The organism is Rickettsia endosymbiont of Nabis limbatus, assembly GCF_965196655.1.
In the GTDB taxonomy this organism is placed as follows: domain Bacteria; phylum Pseudomonadota; class Alphaproteobacteria; order Rickettsiales; family Rickettsiaceae; genus Rickettsia.
In genome coordinates, this window is record NZ_OZ239771.1 from 1708939 (window position 1) to 1728990 (window position 20052).

Sequence of the window (20052 nt, forward strand, 5' to 3'; positions counted from 1 at the left end):
ATTGTTGCGTGATTCCGATCCACGCAACAATGCCATCACGGCATGACACCGTATTAATTACAGTTTAGCGGAATATTTAATATACTAGTCCAAACTGTATCCCAGCCTTTTGCATGAGTAATATTAGGGAAAACCTTATACTTAACGCAGTTAGATGAGCTAGCTTTTATATAAAGTTCTGTGATAAAAGTCGGAACTCTTTTGTCATCTGCTCCGGAGAGATGTAGTTGAGGGATGTAGCTAATTTGCTTTGCGTAATTTATTGGATTTAATGATTTAGTTAGATAACCACGATAATTATGATGCTTGTCAAATTTCTCAGTATCTAAATTACCGGCAATTGTTATAATATCTTTCACATTACTATTTTGGCTAGCGATTAATATTGTAAGCCCGCCGCCACCTGAAAAGCCAACTAAGCTAAATTTCTGCCCATTATTAATAGTATTTATGACATCATTAATTGAATTTACTACTTCATGATTCATTCTTTTATCTAACCAATAATCATGAATGCATTTTGCGTTCATTTCTAAAGGAGTATATTGACAAGGTCTTGCTATATAAACAACATTTGGTCGCTTATCGATTGTAGCAAGTCTTAACAACATCGGATTAACAGGGGTAGGATTGTCAGAATTAACGCCTCCCTCTGCAAGATGCCCATTCCCTTCAATATAAAATACAAAAGGCTGATTACGATCAGTAACACGCTGATAAGTCGTAAGAATAAAATCACCACCTTTTACAAGTTGTTGCTGAAAATTATTTTGTTTAGCTATATCTTGTGAGTGTCTTACTCTACTTGCCACATCATGGGTAGTAGAACAACCGGAAAGTAGAACAGAAACTAAAAATATTATCCAAATAAAATTTTTCATAATGTATTTAATATTTATTGGTAGACGCTTTATATTGTCATCCCGTGGCTTGACCACGGAATCCAGGAAAAATTGAGATAAACTAAGCTTTTAATTTTAAAAATTTACTATATTGTAATTTTTAATTATTGGATTCCTGCTTTTGCAGGAATGACATCAGAGCCATACAACAAAGCCAGTTTTTCCTCGCAATGACGTTACGATAATTAGAACGGGATTTCGTCATCTAAATCACTGTGATCAAAAGAAGGCTTGGAATGCTTATATTCACTCTGACCTGAATCTTGAAGACTAGAATTAGTAGAATTCTTGCTATCCAGCAATATCAATTGTGAATTAAAATTTTGCAATACAATTTCTGTAGTATATTTTTCTTGCCCTGAATTATCGTTCCATTTACGGGTTTGTAATGACCCTTCAATGTATAACTTACTACCTTTTTTAACGTAGCTTTTTACAACAGACACTAATCCTTCATTAAATATTACTACTCTATGCCATTCGGTCTTTTCTTTTTTTTCACCGGTAACACGATCTTTCCAAATGTCGGTGGTGGCTAAAGAAAGATTTGCTATTTCCTTTCCTTCTCCCGTAGTTCTAATTTCAGGATCACGTCCTAAATTGCCTATTAATGTCACTTTATTTAAGCTACCTGCCATAGATTACCTATTTTAAAAATATTATTATTGCAATAATAAAATAAAAGAGCCTATAATACTATAGGTTTTTTAAAATATCCTAAAATTTTTCAGTAAGAGTGATATGAACCAAGAATATATCAAGGTACGTGGTGCTAAAGAGCATAATCTAAAGAATATAAATGTTGATATTCCAAGGAATAAATTTGTCGTTATAACTGGTCTTAGTGGTTCGGGTAAATCTTCCTTAGCGTTTGATACGATTTATGCAGAGGGTCAAAGAAGATATGTTGAGAGCTTATCTTCATATGCAAGGCAATTTCTGCATTTGCAAAATAAACCGAATGTCGAGTCTATTTCTGGATTATCGCCAGCTATTGCAATTGATCAAAAAACTACTTCTAAGAATCCACGTTCTACAGTTGGAACTATAACAGAAATTTACGACTATCTCAGGCTATTATATGCACGGGTCGGAATTCCTTATTCTCCAGCAACGGGTCTTCCTATACATAGTCAAACTGTTTCTGAAATGGTAGATATAATAAATGAATTGCCTACGGGAACGAAAATATATTTGCTAGCTCCGATTGTCAGAGGGCATAAAGGAGAATTCAAACGTGAGATTATGAATCTGAAAAAGCAAGGATTTCAGAAATTAATTGTTAACGGGGAAACTTGTGAAATAGATGATTTGCCAAAACTTGATAAAAATAAAAAACATAATATTGAAGTAATTGTTGACAGAATAGTTCTAGATGAGAATTTAGGCAATAGGCTAGCCGATAGTTTAGAGAGCTCATTAAATCTTGCTGATGGTATCACTTATTTAGAAATCGTAGAATTACCAACTGTAGCTAATACTGAATACGAAAAAAATCAGCGTATAACTTTTTCCGAAAAATATTCTTGTCCAGTATCAGGATTTCAGCTTACAGAAATTGAACCAAGAATATTTTCCTTTAATAGTCCCTTTGGTGCATGTCCAAAATGTGAGGGAATTGGTAAAGAGTTTTTCTTCGATCGTGATTTAATCGTACCAGATCACAGAATATCCATTAAAGATGGTGCAATAGTGCCGTGGGGTAGCACGTCCTCAAAGTTTATTTTAGAAACATTAAAAGCACTTGCTGAGCATTATAAATTTTCTATAGAGTCACCTTTTTCAGCTTTATCTGATAATATTAAAACAATTTTGTTTGAAGGTTCCGGAGAAGAAGCGATAAGATTTGAGTTTCATGATGGTTCTAAAACACAAGTAATTCATCAGCCATTTGCCGGAATAATACCGAGTTTGCAAGAAAAAGATCGTACCATAGAATCGGTTTTAATCAAGGAGGAACTCGCTAAATTTAAGTCCAAGCATAAATGTACGGCTTGTAATGGCTATAGGCTAAAAGACGAAGCTTTATGTGTTAAAATAGTAAATATTCATATAGGTGAAGTAGCAGGTATGAGTATTGCAACACTGCAACAATGGTTTTCTCACCTAGAACAAAAATTAAATAAAAAACAGCTATTTATTGCTGAACGTATCCTTAAAGAAATTAATGAAAGACTAAAATTTTTGATGAATGTTGGGCTTGATTACCTAACATTGTCAAGAGAGTCTGGTACTTTATCAGGGGGTGAAAGTCAGCGTATTCGTCTTGCTTCGCAAATAGGTTCAGGTCTTAGTGGTGTTTTATACGTACTTGATGAGCCATCCATTGGCTTGCATCAACGTGACAATACTAGATTAATTGAAACGCTAAAAAGGTTAAGGGATCTTGGTAATACTGTTTTAGTAGTAGAACATGACGAGGAAACAATGTATGAGGCTGATCATATCATTGATATAGGTCCAGGTGCTGGTATTCACGGCGGTCGTGTTATTGCTGAAGGTAATGCCGGAGAAATAAAGAATTTTGAAGAAAGTATTACAGGAAGATATTTAAGCGGTCGTCAAACAATTAAAGTGCCAACGCAAACACGAACAGGGCATGATAATAGAGCAATAGAGCTTATTGGAGCTGTTTCTAATAATTTAGATAATGTCGATATAAAAATCCCGCTCGGTACATTCACTGCTATAACAGGGGTATCAGGAAGCGGAAAATCAAGTTTAATGATTCATACTTTATATAAAGCTGCTTTAAAACATCTAGAGCCTACAGCAAAAGTATTTCCAGGAAAATACCAAAAATTAAAAGGGCTTGAATATATAGATAAAATTATTGATATTAATCAGTTGCCAATCGGCAGAACTCCACGTTCTAATCCTGCGACTTATACCGGTGCGTTTACTCATATTAGGGACTGGTTTGTAGAACTGCCGGAATCAAAAGCCAGAGGTTATAAAGTCGGTAGGTTTTCATTCAACGTTAAGGGTGGTAGATGTGAGGCATGTCAAGGTGACGGGCTAATTAAGATAGAAATGCATTTCTTACCTGATGTATATGTAAAATGTGACATTTGTAATGGTCATAGATATAATAGAGAAACTTTAGAAATAAAATATAAAGGTAAATCTATTGCAGATATATTAATGATGACTGTTGAAGATGCAATGCAGTTCTTTGAAAAAATCCCATTAATTTACGAAAAGCTTATTACCTTAAATGAAGTAGGGCTTGGCTATATTAAAATTGGTCAATCGGCAACTACTCTTTCAGGAGGGGAGGCACAGCGTGTTAAGCTTGCTAAAGAGTTATCAAGACGCTCAACCGGTAAAACTCTTTATATACTAGATGAGCCGACTACAGGATTGCACATTGACGATATCAATAAATTGCTAAAAGTGCTACATAAGCTTGTTGATATGGGAAACACTGTTTTAGTTATTGAGCATAATCTAGATGTTATAAAAACGGCTGATTACATTATTGATGTTGGTCCTGAGGGTGGTGATAAAGGTGGTAAGATAGTAGTACATGGCACCCCTGCCGATATTGCTGCTTGTCCTGAAAGCCATACCGGTAGGTATCTAAAGCAGTATTTAAAATGATATAGTACGCAAAGGCAGTTAAAATAATATTTTGTTTGTTATAGTTTTGATTAGGCACTTAATTGGGAAGACTCTAAAAATTCAAAAAACCTTTATGTCTAATTTAATCATCTTTTCGTTATATATACTTGTTTTATTTGAAAAATTGGCTATGTCGTCTTATAAGATCTGCGGTAATCACGTATTATTATACGCTCCGCTCCTCGCCTTATAGACTCCTTGCTCTTTTCCAAATAAAACTTCGTCTACTAACTCTTCATTTATACAAGGTATATCTCTTCTAAATCCCGATAGCTGATACCATATTTACAATACCATCTTACTGCCCATATTATTATTGTCATATTTAAAATGACATCTCTTAAAAACTTTCTATTTTATTTTTTGCATACCTTATTTAATAATTACTCAACTGGATTAAAAAGGGAAGAGATTGAGAAGTTAAAATAACTCAAATAAAAATTATATAAATTTTAACACTGTCATTTCTTGATATTACAAGCACCTTTTAACCTGGTTAATCATATGTAAATATTGGTTCCGGTAGCTTCTGGAATCAATATTTTTGATATCCCAGTTCTCACTATTTAGTATTACTGTTTTAACATTTAATTTATTATATAAGTTTGGATTTTGCTCAGTACTTAAAATAAGACATTTATTATTAGACTCTTTAATTAAAGAGTCTAATTTACTCAAATATCTCAAGCTTTTTTGACTGTCGCTATATAATTTTGTCGTATGGATATTTGTATCAACAAAAAAATACTCGCCACTATCGCTTAATAAAATCACATCTTTCAAATTAGCAAGTTCATTATTTTTAGCTTCTTGCAAATCTTGCAATTCTTTCATTGCTAGCTCAAGATTATTATTAATATCTTGTTGTAATTCAGGAAATTTTTTACTAAATATTTTAGTAAACTCCTGTAGTAAAACTTTTACGTTATCAAGATCAAGCCAAATATGCCAGTTACAGTCAATTGATTTAGACTCGTCTACATCGTCCCTCGTCGCTCTCCTATTATTTATAGGCTTCGCTCCTCGCTCCTTGTATCCAAGTCCAACTGAATTGACTGTATTCTTAATAATGTATAAATCTTTAATATCACTAATTTTTATAATGGTGTTAGCATGATTATTAATTAGCTTGTCAGCAAATCCGTCAAATTCTTTATCTATATAAATAGCAATATCGGCATTTTTTACCTTGTTTAGATCACTTGGTTTTAAATTATAATGATGTGGGCAACCACTATTTACGGCTAAACTTTCTACTTCTGCTTTATCTTTAACAAGCATTGTAGCTATGCTTGCAATTGGGGTAATGCTTGTCACTATTTTGGGTTTAGTGTAACTAGCAAAGCTAAAGAATATGATGTAAAGTAGTGTTACTTTCATCCCATGGCTTATCCAACGTTGTTGCATGGCTTCGATGTCATCCCAGCAACGGCGGGAATCCAGAAAAAAGAAATTTTTACTCTTCATATATTTAGATTCCTTGTTTATTACTAGATTCCTGCTTTCGCAGGAATGATAATAGTTCCAACTTACTAAGCTTAAAATCCTGATCTATCCAAATCTTTTTTAAGTAATTTAGTTTTTCGCCTATTTCTTTTTGCTCTATATTTATATTCAGTAAATCAGTGCCATTTATTGGAAATTTAGGTCGTTCTAATGAATCATATATATTTATAAATTTTGTTATTTGTGAATATTCTATCTTACCTAATACATTTGCTGTTAATAGATATTCTTTATAATTTTTATGTTCTAGCCAGATTTTTTTTATATCAAATTCAGTGATTATATTCTTGTGAATAAAATCTAATATTGATAATATTCGGATAGTTTCGTGTTTTGAAAATTTCCAGTTTAAAAAGATTTTTAAGTCTAAATCTTTTTGATTATATAGTAATAATGCGTATCTATAAACTAGATCTAGATTAAAGTTTTTAGCTTGCTCTGCAATTTTTATTGCATAATTTTGGATGGAGAATATCAAACTCAGAATCTCTATTTCAAACATCGCTTTTAAAATTTCAGGGCTATTGTTTGAGACTATAATTCTATCAAACTCATTTTTTATCCGTTCTCGTGATAAGCTCATTAAACCGCTTTTTAGTTCATCACATGCTTTAAGACTTTTTGGATCAAGCCTATTTGCATAATAGCTAGAAAAACGAAAGAATCGTAAAATTCTTAAATAATCTTCTTTGATTCTTTGATGAGCAGCTCCTATAAATATTACTTTTCGCTGTTCTAAATCTTCAAATCCGTTAAAATAATCATATATTTTACCTTTAAAAGGGCAATAGCTTAAAGCGTTAATAGTGAAGTCTCTTCTTTCTGCATCTTCAGCAAAATCATTTGTAAAGACTACTTTAGCGTGCCTGCCATTACATTCAATATCTTTCCGAAGAGTTGTAATTTGAAATTGTTCCTTTTCTAAGATAGCTGTAATTGTGCCAAATTTTAAGCCGGTTGGGATAGTTTTTATCCTAGCTTGGGACAAAATGCTTATTACTTCATTTGGTAGTAAGTTCGTCGCTATATCAATATCATAACTATCTTTACCAAGCAAGGCATCTCGAACTGAGCCACCAATTAATCTTGCTTCTCCTTTTTTGTTAAGAAGACTCAAAATTTTTTTATACCCTTTTGAAGGAATTTTTAATGTTTTATTGATAGTTTGCATGACTAGATTTTATTCTACATTTTTTAGAATTGCAAAATATAAGTATAACCGGATTTTTGTTTAAAAAATCTCTATCGATAGTCATCAGATTTCCCGTGCATTTTGCTCTATGATTAAGATTGATATGAATTTCGGCTTCTTTGCAATAATTATTTTTATTAAATATGATTCTTTGCCCGTAATTAGTAGCAAAAATATTATCTTTTAGAGGTAGTAGCGTGCTGTCTTTTTGTCCAAACCAATTAGCCCAATAAACCCTATTAAATATCGCCATCTTATCAGCATAAATTTCAAGCTTACCTTGCTTATTCTTAATACCAATTGCCATATTACCCACATCGAATATTAATTCAGGTTTTGGTGAATAAAGCATAAATATAAAGGATATTGCCATAATTACTAGTCCAAATAGTCGCCACGTAGTTTTCCATATACAAATCCAGAAAAATCCAAATAAAAAGAGTAAGATACTAAAATTTGTAATGTAGCCGAAATACCAAACTGAGCCAGGCAAATTATTAAAATAGTGGGCTGATCTAATTATTATTTCAATAAAAAACCCTATAATTTTTAAAATATAACTATCAAATCCAATAATAGTAAAAGGCAGAGATAGTAAAGCAAGTGGCATCAGAAAAAAAGACATTATAGGCACGGCAATAAGATTTGTTGGTACTGAATAAGTGGAAAATATAAAAAACTGATTTATTACTACAGGGGCAGTAATAATGCTTGCTAAAAAACTAGAATAGACATTTGATATAGTATAAAATTTTATTGCTCCAAAAATGCCTTTTTTCTCTCCAAGTAACCACGAATTTTTAAGATAAAACTCATAGCCTGCCACAAGTGACAATACGGCAATAAAAGATAGCTAAAAACTCGGATGAAAAATATATTCGGGATTTAGCGATAATATTATAAATGCAGCAATAGCGAGAGAACGAATAGGAAAACCGGATCTTCCTATAATAATCCCATAAATAAAAATCGCTGCCGTAATAAAAGCTCTGGTTGCTGCGATCTGCATCCCGCTTAGCTCTAAATATCCAAAGCTGCCGATTAATGCACAGTAAGCAGAAACTAGTTTTATTTTGTAATTATACGCTAAATAGTTTGAGAGATTTAGTAAAAACCTTGTAGTAGTAAAAATAATTATCACCACTAATGACAAATGTAGCCCTGAAACGCATAATACGTGAGATATGCCGTTTTGCCGCATATCTTGCATGATTTGCCTGTTTAAGCCTTTCGTTTCACCAAGTAATATTGCCGCCGCAAAATTTCCTTTATCACTACCAAGCTTGTTTATTAAGTTATTATAAATGAAAATACGTATTTTATAAATAAGGCTATCAATAGTCGTTTGATTGCGTGCTAAAATTTTAGGTTCTGACATCGCATAGCCATTTGCTCCTATATCAGCAAGATATGCATAAAACCCAAAATCATAGCCGCCAGGTAATATACTATTTTGAGGTTTATAAAGCTTAGCAAGTAGAGAAATGTAATCATTAACTCTAATTTCTTGTAAATATTTTTTTGGTATACTAATTTTTACTTTCTGTAAATCACGATTAATTTTCTCGATTTTTATTTCACTTAATACTACTTGTCCTCCGATAATAGTTGGTTTGATAGATTCTATTTTACCTCTTACTACAGTAATTATAGGCTTATGAATAGTTTGACCATGCAAACTTGTCGTACGGTATTTTGCGACTAATAAACCAACAAAACTTACGCTATGAGTGGAAGAGTGATAAATTATTGTAAGAATAATTAAACATGTCAAAGAGGAACAGATTGCAAGCAATACCAATTAATAGAACAGATTACTGTCAATTTTTAACAATTAGCCAAAAGAATTATAGTTTAACCTACTACGCTGAACATGCCAAGAAATGTAGCCATGATGTTATTAATAGATTTTTAGAAAATGAAAAATATACTCCTTCTTTGTTATGGGAACACATTAAGAATGATGTTATCTTTTCATCTAACGGATATACAATATTTGATGATACGGTGTTAAACAAAAGGAACACAAAGAAAATAGAGGTTGCTAGATCGCAGTATAGTGGAGCTACAGGTGGAGTTACTACCGGTATAGGAGTAGTGAGTCTTGTATATTATAACCCCGATATTGATAAGTTTTGGGTAATAGATTATCGCATTTTTTCACCTGATCATGATGGAGCGACGAAACTAGATCACCTACTAAAGATGTTCAATAATGCTGTTTATAGTAAAAAGATTCCTTTTCAAACTGTACTTTTTGACACATGGTATGCTACACACAAAATTATGCAACATGTTGACTCCTTGGGCAAATATTATTATGCCCCTATTAAAGCCAATAGAAATGTTAGTAAAACGTGTGATTACGAGCCTTATAAAGCTGTTAGCAAGTTGACGTTTTCAGATGAAGAAATTAAGAATGGAATGGAGATTCATATAAAAGGATTTGCCAAAAATAAGCATGTTAATTTGTTTAAATTTACTGTTTCTACCAACAGAGTTGATTATGTTGTTACCAATAACAAAACTCAAAAATCTTCTAAAGCTGCACAAGATGAGTTTGGCTTGCGATGGGTAATTGAGAGCATGCATAGAAAAATTAAGCAACTGACTGGTATAGAACGTTGCCAATGCAGAAAACAGCGTATCCAACGTAATCACATTAGTTGTGCATTTCTAGTTTGGGCTTTTCTCAAAAGAACTGCAAATAAAATAGGTAAAACGGTCTACCAAATAAAGTTAGGGCTTTTAGATGACTATATGCAACAACAGCTTCGTTCTCCATCTTTACGATATTTAGAACCAAACATAGCGTAAGTTTTGTAGTTTAGCATCAGCTACTCTGCTATAGCTATCAATAAATACCTGAGAATAAACCTTACCTATACCCTTAAAATTTCCTACATAATATGTATCTTGGCATCCTAGATAACCTGAATGCTGTGTCTCAATCTCGCCATGGGCTTCTTTTTCGCTACGTCGTTTCTCTAGTACTTGTAACTGAGATTCAGTAAGTACAATACCATCCTGAGCCATCCTTGCTTCTAATGCTTTAAGCCTTTTATTGATATTGTTTAAATCATTACGTAACCAAATTGATCTCACTCCTCCAGGTGATACAAGTATACCGCTCTTCTTAAGCTCATTTGATACTCGAATCTGTCCATATGCTGGATATTCTATTGCCATATCCATTACTGCCTTCTCTATCGCTGGATCAACTCTATTCGCTATTATTGGCTTCTTCCGGCTAATCTCATACAACGCTTCTTCACCACCAGTTTCATACAGTTCTTTAAATCTGTAATAACTATCTCTGCTATATCACATCGCTTTACATGCTGATGATATGCTACCAAGACTCTTAGCGAGTTCTAGTAATCCTAATTTTGGCTTTATTATTTTTTGATTTAAGTTCATTTCTTATCTCCATTTAATAATTATTTGACCAAAAACAAGATTTGTTACAAAAAAAGAAGAGAAGAATTAAATAGAAGAGTAAAAAGTTTACTTGAGCAAAAGAAGCAAGCCGCAAACACAACAAATTAATCTCTTAGGGTTTAATTCCCCGAAGGTCTGCTTCGTGATATACTAGATGCATGGAAGAAAGCAGTTATATACATAAAAGTGATAATGTCACAGTACTAATATATCATTTAGTAACACCGGCAAAGTATAGAAGAGTAATATTCAAAGAGGAACTAGACGATTATTTATGTAAAATTTGTGAGGACATAGAAGCTCGTTATGAAATTAGATTTTTGGAAATAGGAGTAGATAAAGAACATGTACATTTTTTACTACAGTCAATACTAATGTATAGCCCAACAAAAATAACTCAAATCATAAAAAGTATTACATCTAAGGAAATGTTTAAGAAATATCCAAATCTTAAAGAAAAATTATGGGGAAGTGAGTTTTGGAGTAAAGGATATTTTATGAGCACAGTAGGCAAAACTTACGCTATGTTTGGTTCTAAATATCGTAAAGATGGAGAACGAAGCTGTTGTTGCATATAGTCATCTAAAAGCCCTAACTTTATTTGGTAGACCGTTTTACCTATTTTATTTGCAGTTCTTTTGAGAAAAGCCCAAACTAGAAATGCACAACTAATGTGATTACGTTGGATACGCTGTTTTCTGCATTGGCAACGTTCTATACCAGTCAGTTGCTTAATTTTTCTATGCATGCTCTCAATTACCCATCGCAAGCCAAACTCATCTTGTGCAGCTTTAGAAGATTTTTGAGTTTTGTTATTGGTAACAACATAATCAACTCTGTTGGTAGAAACAGTAAATGTTAAACAAATTAACATGCTTATTTTTGGCAAATCCTTTTATATGAATCTCCATTCCATTCTTAATTTCTTCATCTGAAAACGTCAACTTGCTAACAGCTTTATAAGGCTCGTAATCACACGTTTTACTAACATTTCTATTGGCTTTAATAGGGGCATAATAATATTTGCCCAAGGAGTCAACATGTTGCATAATTTTGTGTGTAGCATACCATGTGTCAAAAAGTACAGTTTGAAAAGGAATCTTTTTACTATAAACAGCATTATTGAACATCTTTAGTAGGTGATCTAGTTTCGTCGCTCCATCATGATCAGGTGAAAAAATGCGATAATCTATTACCCAAAACTTATCAATATCGGGGTTATAATATACAAGACTCACTACTCCTATACCGGTAGTAACTCCACCTGTAGCTCCACTATACTGCGATCTAGCAACCTCTATTTTCTTTGTGTTCCTTTTGTTTAACACCGTATCATCAAATATTGTATATCCGTTAGATGAAAAGATAACATCATTCTTAATGTGTTCCCATAACAAAGAAGGAGTATATTTTTCATTTTCTAAAAATCTATTAATAACATCATGGCTACATTTCTTGGCATGTTCAGCGTAGTAGGTTAAACTATAATTCTTTTGGCTAATTGTTAAAAATTGACAGTAATCTGTTCTATTAATTGGTATTGCTTGCAATCTGTTCCTCTTTGACATGTTTAATTATTCTTACAATAATTTATCACTCTTCCACTCATAGCGTAAGTTTTGGCTTAATGACCGCGTGTTACCATGGTATGAAACTCAAGGCATACCAATACTTCGTATTCTGACAGATTGTGGGTCAGAATATAAGGGAAATATAGAGCATCATGCTTTTGAATTATTTCTAAGTATCGAAGGTATAGAACATACTATTACTAAAGCATATTCTCCTCAAACAAATGGTATGTGTGAACGTTTTAATAAAACTATGAAACAAGAATTCTTTGATACAGCTATGCGGAAAAAGATCTACACTGATCTTGATGATTTACAATTAGATCTTGATATTTGGTTAGAGCATTTCAATAATGAGCGACCACATTCAGGAAAATATTGTTATGGTAAAACGCCTATGCAAACTTTTAAGGACAGTAAGAAATTAGCTATTGAAAAGAACAATGAAATCTTATATCTTGAATACTCATCTGACAGTCATAATTTATCAGATATTCAGATATAATTTTTATAGTGTCTGTAAGATCAAATCTTGACTTCTACATGTTTAACATTAAAATATTTGATCCTTTTAGTTGATCAAAATTTTCTTTCCCGATAACAACGCCTTATGAAAAAACTATCATTTCAGCAAATTATACTAACCTTGCAAAATTATTGGCAGGATTATGGCTGTGCGATTTTGCAGCCTTATGATGCACATGTGGGAGCTGGTACATTTCACCCTGCAACAGTGCTTCGTTGTCTTGGTCCTAAGCCTTGGTCTGTTGCTTACGTACAACCATCAAGAAGACCTGGAGATAGCAGATATGGCATGCATCCTAACAGAATGCAACATTATTACCAATTTCAGGTTATCCTAAAACACTCACCCGATAATATTCAGGAGCTGTATCTTAAAAGCTTAGAATGTTTAGGCATAGATTTAAAAACTCATGACATTCGGTTTGTTGAAGATGATTGGGAATCTCCAACACTTGGAGCTGCAGGGCTTGGTTGGGAAGTATGGTGTAATGGTATGGAAGTGTCGCAGTTTACTTATATGCAGCAAATTGGCGGTATTGAATGTAGACCTGTTGCCGGTGAAATTACCTATGGCTTAGAACGTCTTGCTTTATATATTCAAGGAATTGATGAGGTGAAAAAACTTGATTGGAATGGTCAAACAGGTGAAAAAGCCTTAAAGTATGGTGAAGTTGATTTTGAGGCTGAAAGACAATCCTCAAAATTTAATCTAGAGCTTGCCGATAGCGAAATGCTATTGCGTCATTTTAAAGATAGTGAAGAACAATGTGAGCGGTTAGTAGAGGCAAACTTGCCGTTACCTGCTTATGACTATTGTCTTATGGCAAGTCATTACTTTAATTTATTGAATTCACGTGGAATAATTAGCGTAACTGAGCGTGCTTCATATGTGTTAAGAGTACGTCGTTTGGCTAAAATTTGTTGTATGAAATGGTTGGAGATGAGTGGTGAGTGAATTATTATTAGAACTATTTAGTGAAGAAATTCCGGCTTTCATGCAGAAAAATGCAGAAGAAGGGTATTTAAACATTTTCACCAAAATTTTTGAAGAGAATGAAATATTTGCAAAGTTACAAGTATTTTCAGGACCTCGCAGGATAACGCTATATGCTACACATTTGCCGAAAGTAACGTTACCAAAAGAAATCGAGATTAAAGGACCAAGTACGGAAGCACCGGAGGCTGCAATTAATGGTTTTTGCAAAGCTCATAATGTTAGCAAACTAGAGCTTTCAACTAAGTTAATTAATAATCAATTATATTATTTTTATATTAAAAAAGTAGCAGAAAGACAGATAAAAGAAATTTTACCTAAAATTATTATAGAGGCTATTAATAAATATAGTTGGGCGAAATCGATGTTCTGGGGTGATTACAAAATAAAATGGGTTAGACCGCTACGAAATATTTTATGCGTATTTGATGGCGAAATATTACCACTGCAATTCGGGCATTTAACTGCTAATAATATAACTTTTGGGCATCGCCTTACTGATAATAAAAAACTCGAAATAATAGATTTTGAGGATTACAAAACTAAACTCATAGAAAATTATGTAATTTTAGAAAGATTGAAGCGAGAAGAAATAATTAAAACCAGTTTATTAGAGCAAGCAAATGCTCATAATTTAACCATAAAAGAAGACTTAGGATTAGTCGAGGAAGTAGCAGGGCTTAGTGAATTTCCGGTAATATTATGTGGTACAATACCGCAAAAGTTTTTAGAGTTGCCTAAAGAAGTGCTAGCTTCTTCAATGCGTACTCATCAGAAATATTTTTGTTCATTTGACAAACCAGGAAATTTTGCACCATATTTCCTTTTTGTTAGTAACGGCAATTTTTCCAATAGTAAGCTAGTTGTGCAAGGTAATGAAAAAGTATTATCTGCAAGACTTTCTGATGCTTTATATTTTTATAAGCAAGATATATCTAAAACGCTAGAATCAAATTTAGAAAAGCTTGGAGTTGTAACATTTCATACAAAGCTTGGTAGTTTAAAGGAAAAAGTAGAGCGTATTACTAATATTTGTAAATATATCGACCCTGATAATAAAGATTTAATTACCTCAGCTAAACTTTGTAAAAGCGATCTTGTTTCTGAGATGGTCGGAGAGTTTCCTGAGTTGCAAGGTATTATGGGTTATTATTACGCAAAACATGAGGGCTTGAGTGAAGAAATAATGGCAGCAATCAAAGATCATTATAAGCCTCAAAGTTTGAGTGATAGTGTACCGATCGGTAATGCTGCTTTACTTGCGTTTGCGGATAAATTAGACAGCTTAGTAGGTCTCATGATAGCCGGTGAAGCTCCAACAGGTTCTGGTGATCCATATGCATTAAGACGTCAGGCATTAGGTATAATAAGAATAATAGTTGAGAATAAGTTAGAGCTGAATTTAAGTAGTTTAATTAATTTTTCTTTGAAATTGTATTCATCTGATAAAGATAAAGATTTAATAATATCATTTTTTGAAGAAAGAGCGAAATTTTATTTTAAAAATGAATATGATATTTCGCTAATTAATGCTGTTCTTGATTTAAATTTAGCAAATATAAAATTTAAGCTTGATGCATTGAAAGAGTTTTTAGCAAAAGAAGATGGAAAGCAATTATTAAATGCTTACAAACGAGCAAGTAACATACTTGGAAGCCAAAATATTGATGGGATTGTTGAACCTAATTTATTTAGTACTCAACCTGAAAAGGAATTATTTGAAGTAACACAAAAGATTTCATTGCAAATTGTTGATAAGGATTATGATGAAACATTAAATTTATTGCAGAATCTATTAACCCCAATTACTAGTTTCTTTGATAATGTACTTGTTAATGATAGTGATCCAAAAATTGCCAAAAACCGCTTGCTAATGTTACAAGATGTTTGTGAGTTATTTCATAAAATAGCTAAATTTAACCGCTTATGGTAAAACAAGCAGTTCAATTTATAACCTTCGGTAAAATAGTGATTTTTCCAACTGAAACCGTATATGGAATAGGAGCGGATGCTACCAATCAAGAAGCGTGTTTAAAAATCTTTCAATTTAAAAATCGTCCTACTATCAACCCGCTTATTGTGCATGTCTCATCTATAGAGCAGGCGAAAGAAATAGGTAAGTTTAATTACATAGCCGAAAAAATAGCAGAAAAATTTTGGTCCGGTCCGTTATCTATAGTTGTTCCGTTAAAAGAAAATGCAAATATTGCCCCAGCAGTTACGGCAGGACTTAAAACTATAGCAATTCGTATACCATCCCACCCATTAGCATTGGAACTTATTAAACAATCCGGAAAGCCAATAGCTGCTCCAAGTGCCAACCCTTCAAATTATATAAGCCCGACTAGGCTAGAGCATGTTACAAAGCATTTTAATGATAATGAAGAAATTTTTATTTTAACAGTTGAAGATTATCAATCTAAATATGGTTTGGAATCAACTATCGTTGATACTACCACTGATATACCTACCATTCTTAGAGAGGGGTTTATGACTGCTGAAGTTTTAGAAGCAGAACTTGGTACTAAAATCCATAAAGCATCGAAAAATATTAATATTAAAGCTCCAGGGATGCTTGAGAAACATTATTCCCCAACAGTACCAATTAGATTAAATGCTACAAATTTAAATGCTAAAGAAATAGGATTAAATTTTGGTGATAGCAATCTTAAAGGGGAACATTCATTAAACTTAAGCAGTAAAGGCGACCTTACAGAAGCAGCGGTCAATCTTTATGCCTATTTGAGATTATTAGATGATTATGCTGCTGCTCATAATATAGAACATATAGCGGTTGCTCCTATACCTTTGATAAATATAGGTGCTGCTATCAACGATAGACTAAAACGTGCTGCAAAATAGTAGATTAAATTTTTTATTTACTTGAACTACTCTTTAATAATGTGTAGAAGTCAAGATTTGATCTTACAGACACTATAAAAATTATATCTGAATATCTGATAAATTATGACTGTCAGATGAGTATTCAAGATATAAGATTTCATTGTTCTTTTCAATAGCTAATTTCTTACTGTCCTTAAAAGTTTGCATAGGCGTTTTACCATAACAATATTTTCCTGAATGTGGTCGCTCATTATTGAAATGCTCTAACCAAATATCAAGATCTAATTGTAAATCATCAAGATCAGTGTAGATCTTTTTCCGCATAGCTGTATCAAAGAATTCTTGTTTCATAGTTTTATTAAAACGTTCACACATACCATTTGTTTGAGGAGAATATGCTTTAGTAATAGTATGTTCTATACCTTCGATACTTAGAAATAATTCAAAAGCATGATGCTCTATATTTCCCTTATATTTTGACCCGCGATCTGTCAGAATACGAAGTATTGGTATGCCTTGAGTTTCATACCATGGTAACACGCGGTCATTAAGCATATCAGCAGCAGTTAAAGCTGTTTTATCAGTATATAGTTTAGCATCAGCTACTCTGCTATAGCTATCAATAAATACCTGAGAAACGCGAGTTTCGTATTCAAAAAGTCGCTGTATAGCTGATAAACAGTGGGTTACGGGGATATTGATAATACTGTTTTTGTTATAAAGTGAGTACAAAATACAAATTGCTAATTAAAATATGGTATTTATAGTATAAGAAAAAAGTTTATAGGTTATTGAAAAAACTTTAAGAGCAATAACCTATGATAATGGATTTTACAGAAATATTTTGTTACGTCGATGATTTTTTTCAAGAATTAGACAAGCATACAAATTCAATTACTAACCATAACAACAAATCTGGTCCTAAAAGTCGACTTAACAGAAGTGAGGTAATAACAATTATAATAGGCTACTGGCAGTCATCTTATGATTGTTTTAAGAATTATTATCTGAAGCAAATATGGATTTATCATCAAAGAGATTTTCAATTAGTAAGCTATAGTCAATTTATAAAAATAATAGGTGTCATTGCTAAAGTAAAAGGGACCAGTAAATTGCACGAAAAAGGGACCAGAGAATTTGGTGTAACCTAATAAGGTTATAATGTGCAATATTCACTAGATAATTAATTAAAATAAATATCTAGTGATACAATGATAAGAATAAATATGTACACAACAATTATCACCCTTTATAAGCAAGGCAATAGTCAAAGAAATATTGCCAAACTAACGAGAATAGACCGTAAAACAGTAAGAAAAATAGTAAACCGTTATGTAGAGTCTGGTACAGAATCTCCTGCACCCTATGAACGATCTTCAGCACTGGATTCTTGGCACGAACAAATAATTGAGTTATTAGAAAAGAATCTAAGTTACATAAGAATTTTTGAAGAGTTAAAAATTCAAGGTTATACAAAAAGTTATGGTTCGCTAACCCGTTATATCAAAAAATATAAGATACAAAATAACAGTTGCATTCGTTTTCATACTTTAGCAGGAGAGGAAGCACAAGTAGATTTTGGTGACATAGGCTTACAGTATAATTCTAAGGGGCGTAGAGTTAAAGCATATGTATTTAATATGCGTTTAAGTTATAGTCGCCTTGATTATTATGAAGTAGTGTTTGATCAAAGTTGTCAAACATGGATACAATGTCATATCAATGCATTTAATTATTTTGCTGGCAGTCCAAAAGTAATAAAACTTGATAATCTTAAAGCTGGAGTGGTAGATAGCAATTTCTATGAGCCCGTATATCAGAAGGAATACAAACGTTTAGCTGATCATTATGGAATTTTACTTTCTCCTTGTCGTGTATATCAACCTCAAGAAAAAGGCAAAGTAGAATCAGGAATAAAGTATGTCAAAAATAATTTTTTTGCTGGACGTAAATTTCATAGATATGAAGAATTAACACATGATCTTGCTAACTGGTTAAATAAAGCAAATAACCGAATACATGGTACTACTAAAAAAATTCCTCAGGAACTATTTGAGCAAGAAGAAAGTAATAATTTAATGCCTTTACCATTAGAAACGTTTGATTTGTCATCGTGGCATAATCGAAAAGTAGCAAAAGATTGTCATATCACCATAGATAATAATTATTATTCCGTACCGGCAAAATATATATACAGTGAGGTACTGGTACAATTATCACCAAAACTTGTTCAAATATTTTCTATCCAAAATGATTTAATAGCAAGGCACGTTAGAACAGATGGCAAAGGAATATTTACCACTAATCCGTCTCATTATGCCAAATATAAACGTCTATGCCCAGGTTTTATAGAATATAGTGAACATTATCAACAACAAATGCAGCAGATAGGAAATAATTGCAGTTTATTATTAGAGTTATTACAACAAACACGAGTAAATGATTGGCAACGTTGTGCTAGAGGTATTATTTCTTTACGTAAGGTTTACAATGATGAGTTAATAGATAAAGCTTGTCATAGAGCATTACATTACGGTATAAGTTCTTACTCTAAAATTAAAAATATCTTAAATAGTAATGCAGTAAACTTACCATTGCCAGAGTTTGGAGGTCAGAATGCAGAACTTGCTTAATGACCTACGTAGTTTTAGATTATCAGGTATAGTCAATAGCTTAAATGAAAGGATTATTTATGCTCAAAATAATAAACTAGGATTTAAAGAATTTCTCTCACTATTATGTGAAGATGAAAAATCTCACCGTAAGGATAATAATTACCGTCGTCGTAAAAGTGCTGCTAAATTACCAGTCACTAAAAATTTAGAAGACTTTGATTTTCAGTTCCAACCAAGTATTGATGCCAAAGTAATAAGTGATTTATCTACTTGTGATTATATTAATACTAAGGGCAATGTCATATTCATAGGTAATTCTGGAACTGGCAAAACTCATCTTGCTATTGGATTAGCATTAAAAGCTTTAACACGAGAATACTCTGTATATTTTACTACGGTATCGGATATGCTTTATAATTTACATATTGCAAGAGCAGATAATAGCTATCACAAAAAAGTTAAATTACTCTTATCATTTGACTTATTAATTCTTGATGAGTTAGGTTTTAAGCAATTACCAAAACATTCAGTAGATGATTTTTTTAATATTATTGCTAAACGATATGAAAATAAATCTACCATTATTACCACAAACAAGGATTTTGAAAGATGGAATGAAATATTTGCTGATGAGTTATTAACTCATGCAATTATTGATCGAGTAGTACATCATGCACATATACTAAACATCACAGGTAAAAGTTATCGTATTAATAACTATAAATTTGGAGGTCATTTGACATAAAAATTTTTACATATAGTGGTCCCTTTTTCGTGCAATTTACTGGTCCCTTTTTATTTGACAATGACAATTAATCAATGTTCATGATATTCCGGA

13 protein-coding genes and 7 pseudogenes are annotated in these 20052 nt (G+C 32.4%); 10 read left to right on the forward strand and 10 right to left on the reverse strand.

Going from position 1 to position 20052, the window contains the following annotated elements; all coding sequences use genetic code 11:
• Nucleotides 1-53: 53 nt before the first annotated feature.
• Together ACOAL3_RS09950 and ssb are read right to left on the reverse strand one after the other, a co-directional pair.
• The gene (locus ACOAL3_RS09950; protein WP_419234967.1) at nucleotides 54-881 is read right to left on the reverse strand and encodes an alpha/beta hydrolase family protein; all 828 of its coding nucleotides are present in this window, start codon (nucleotides 879-881) and stop codon (nucleotides 54-56) included.
• Nucleotides 882-1087: 206 nt separating this feature from the next.
• Nucleotides 1088-1540, reverse strand: coding sequence for a single-stranded DNA-binding protein (ssb, locus tag ACOAL3_RS09955; RefSeq protein ID WP_419234968.1), 453 nt, complete (start codon nucleotides 1538-1540; stop codon nucleotides 1088-1090).
• Between the two features lie 103 nt (nucleotides 1541-1643).
• On the opposite strand from ssb, the gene uvrA reads away from it, so the two are divergent.
• Nucleotides 1644-4505, forward strand: coding sequence for an excinuclease ABC subunit UvrA (gene uvrA, locus ACOAL3_RS09960; RefSeq protein ID WP_419234969.1), 2862 nt, complete (start codon nucleotides 1644-1646; stop codon nucleotides 4503-4505).
• Nucleotides 4506-4777: 272 nt separating this feature from the next.
• On the opposite strand, the pseudogene ACOAL3_RS09965 reads toward uvrA, so the two are convergent.
• The 4 genes and pseudogenes from ACOAL3_RS09965 to ACOAL3_RS09980 form a co-directional block, all read right to left on the reverse strand.
• Nucleotides 4778-4874, reverse strand: a pseudogene (locus ACOAL3_RS09965) (IS6 family transposase); the annotation flags it as partial.
• Between the two features lie 126 nt (nucleotides 4875-5000).
• Nucleotides 5001-5933, reverse strand: a complete 933-nt coding sequence (locus tag ACOAL3_RS09970) for a metal ABC transporter solute-binding protein, Zn/Mn family (RefSeq protein ID WP_419235650.1) — start codon at nucleotides 5931-5933, stop codon at nucleotides 5001-5003.
• Between the two features lie 64 nt (nucleotides 5934-5997).
• Nucleotides 5998-7203 carry a CCA tRNA nucleotidyltransferase gene (locus ACOAL3_RS09975; RefSeq protein ID WP_419234970.1) on the reverse strand — a complete coding sequence of 402 codons (1206 nt, stop codon included), beginning with the start codon at nucleotides 7201-7203 and terminating at the stop codon, nucleotides 5998-6000.
• Nucleotides 7187-8425: pseudogene (locus ACOAL3_RS09980) on the reverse strand (ComEC/Rec2 family competence protein). The gene ACOAL3_RS09975 and the pseudogene ACOAL3_RS09980 overlap by 17 nt, the downstream one beginning before the upstream one ends.
• A 584-nt stretch (nucleotides 8426-9009) precedes the next feature.
• Here ACOAL3_RS09980 and ACOAL3_RS09985 point away from each other — a divergent pair.
• Entirely contained in the window at nucleotides 9010-10041 is a 1032-nt protein-coding gene (locus ACOAL3_RS09985) for an IS701 family transposase (RefSeq protein WP_473198140.1), read from the forward strand.
• Between the two features lie 6 nt (nucleotides 10042-10047).
• Here ACOAL3_RS09985 and ACOAL3_RS09990 read toward each other — a convergent pair.
• Nucleotides 10048-10644: pseudogene (locus ACOAL3_RS09990) on the reverse strand (helix-turn-helix domain-containing protein); the annotation flags it as partial.
• A gap of 179 nt (nucleotides 10645-10823) precedes the next feature.
• Here ACOAL3_RS09990 and tnpA point away from each other — a divergent pair.
• A pseudogene (tnpA, locus tag ACOAL3_RS09995) lies at nucleotides 10824-11180 on the forward strand (IS200/IS605 family transposase); the annotation flags it as partial.
• A 2-nt stretch (nucleotides 11181-11182) separates the two neighbouring features.
• Here the strand turns inward: tnpA and ACOAL3_RS10985 are convergent.
• Both ACOAL3_RS10985 and ACOAL3_RS10005 read right to left on the reverse strand, forming a co-directional pair.
• Nucleotides 11183-11428: pseudogene (locus ACOAL3_RS10985) on the reverse strand (IS701 family transposase); the annotation flags it as partial.
• A 67-nt stretch (nucleotides 11429-11495) separates the two neighbouring features.
• On the reverse strand, nucleotides 11496-12233 hold the full coding sequence (locus ACOAL3_RS10005) for a hypothetical protein (RefSeq protein ID WP_419234737.1): 738 nt from the start codon (nucleotides 12231-12233) through the stop codon (nucleotides 11496-11498).
• A 55-nt stretch (nucleotides 12234-12288) separates the two neighbouring features.
• On the opposite strand from ACOAL3_RS10005, the pseudogene ACOAL3_RS10010 reads away from it, so the two are divergent.
• The 4 genes and pseudogenes from ACOAL3_RS10010 to ACOAL3_RS10025 form a co-directional block, all read left to right on the forward strand.
• Nucleotides 12289-12741 (forward strand): annotated as a pseudogene (locus tag ACOAL3_RS10010) (integrase core domain-containing protein); the annotation flags it as partial.
• 105 nt (nucleotides 12742-12846) lie between these two features.
• A complete protein-coding gene (locus ACOAL3_RS10015) occupies nucleotides 12847-13716 on the forward strand; it encodes a glycine--tRNA ligase subunit alpha (protein WP_419234971.1) in 870 nt (289 codons plus the stop codon).
• Complete coding sequence (gene glyS / locus ACOAL3_RS10020) at nucleotides 13709-15688, forward strand: glycine--tRNA ligase subunit beta (RefSeq protein ID WP_419234972.1); 1980 nt, start codon at nucleotides 13709-13711, stop codon at nucleotides 15686-15688. Before ACOAL3_RS10015 ends, glyS begins: the two co-directional genes overlap by 8 nt.
• A complete protein-coding gene (locus ACOAL3_RS10025) occupies nucleotides 15682-16617 on the forward strand; it encodes an L-threonylcarbamoyladenylate synthase (protein ID WP_419234973.1) in 936 nt (311 codons plus the stop codon). The genes glyS and ACOAL3_RS10025 overlap by 7 nt, the downstream gene beginning before the upstream one ends.
• 81 nt (nucleotides 16618-16698) lie before the next feature.
• Here ACOAL3_RS10025 and ACOAL3_RS10030 read toward each other — a convergent pair.
• A pseudogene (locus ACOAL3_RS10030) lies at nucleotides 16699-17232 on the reverse strand (integrase core domain-containing protein); the annotation flags it as partial.
• A gap of 191 nt (nucleotides 17233-17423) precedes the next feature.
• On the opposite strand from ACOAL3_RS10030, the gene ACOAL3_RS10035 reads away from it, so the two are divergent.
• The 3 genes from ACOAL3_RS10035 to istB all read left to right on the forward strand — a co-directional run bounded on the left by ACOAL3_RS10035 (nucleotide 17424) and on the right by istB (nucleotide 19959).
• On the forward strand, nucleotides 17424-17750 hold the full coding sequence (locus tag ACOAL3_RS10035; protein WP_419234974.1) for a hypothetical protein: 327 nt from the start codon (nucleotides 17424-17426) through the stop codon (nucleotides 17748-17750).
• A 75-nt stretch (nucleotides 17751-17825) separates the two neighbouring features.
• Nucleotides 17826-19232 (forward strand): IS21 family transposase, encoded by a 1407-nt coding sequence (gene istA / locus ACOAL3_RS10040; protein WP_419234561.1) that lies wholly within the window; start codon nucleotides 17826-17828, stop codon nucleotides 19230-19232.
• Complete coding sequence (istB, locus tag ACOAL3_RS10045) at nucleotides 19216-19959, forward strand: IS21-like element helper ATPase IstB (protein ID WP_419234522.1); 744 nt, start codon at nucleotides 19216-19218, stop codon at nucleotides 19957-19959. Before istA ends, istB begins: the two co-directional genes overlap by 17 nt.
• The last annotated feature ends 93 nt before the right edge of the window (nucleotides 19960-20052 follow it).